Origin of the sequence: Bradyrhizobium sp. PRIMUS42 (assembly GCF_023006515.1) — a bacterium.
Taxonomy (GTDB): Bacteria; Pseudomonadota; Alphaproteobacteria; order Rhizobiales; family Xanthobacteraceae; genus Bradyrhizobium.
On sequence record NZ_JALBGZ010001351.1, the window covers coordinates 1 to 792 of the forward strand.

A 792-nucleotide genomic window follows, 5' to 3' on the forward strand; every position below is an offset into this window, starting at 1 on the left:
GCTCGGCACCGCGCCGCCGGCGCAGCCGCCCGCGCCCAACAACGGCATCGCCTGGATCTACGGCGCCGGCGGCATTCAATATGTCTTTGCCCGCGATCCCAAGCTCGACGTCACCACCTACAAGGTGGAGGAGCACAAGGCGCGGCTGCTCGAGGTCTCGAAGCTGATGGATTCGACCGATCCCGATCTCAGCCGTTTCCGCGGCCGCGGCGGCCGGCTGATCATGCTCGAGCACATGGCCGACTACGCACAGAGCCCCTACGCCGGCATCCGCTATTTCGAGAGCGTCGAGCGCAAGCTCGGCAAGGCCGAAACGGCCGAGTTTGCGCGGCTCTACACCGCGCCTGGCGTCGATCATGTCGGCTCCGGCGCGCCGGCCAATGTCGATATGCTGAGCGTGCTGGTCGACTGGGTCGAGAAGGCGAAGGCGCCCGGCGATCTCGAGGTTATCGAGCAGAAGGTCGAGCCGCCTTCATTCGCGACCCTGCGCGCGCTGCCGCTGTGCCGCTGGCCGGGCTGGCCGCATTACAAGGCGGGTGCGGTGACGGAGGCGGCGAGCTTCACCTGCGCGCCGTAGCGGAACGGCTGGTTTGACAACCGCCTCACGCTCGGTTAGATAGTTCGCATGCGAAATAAACCGGCCGACGCGCGGCATCATCGGCTGATCTACCTGCTGAGCGTCGCACAACGCCGGCTGCAGCGCTGGATGGCGGCGCGGCCCGAGAGCGAGGTGACGCCGGCGCAAGCGGGACTGCTGTTCATCCTCGGCAAGCAGGACGGCGTCCTGATGGG

1 protein-coding gene and 1 pseudogene are annotated in these 792 nt (G+C 67.3%); both read left to right on the plus strand.

Annotated features, from left to right (window positions below):
- Window positions 1-577 (plus strand): tannase/feruloyl esterase family alpha/beta hydrolase (locus MOV75_RS40265; RefSeq protein WP_247008403.1); only part of this gene is annotated, 577 nt, incomplete at its 5' end.
- A gap of 48 nt (window positions 578-625) precedes the next feature.
- Window positions 626-792, plus strand: a pseudogene (locus tag MOV75_RS40270) (MarR family transcriptional regulator); the annotation flags it as partial.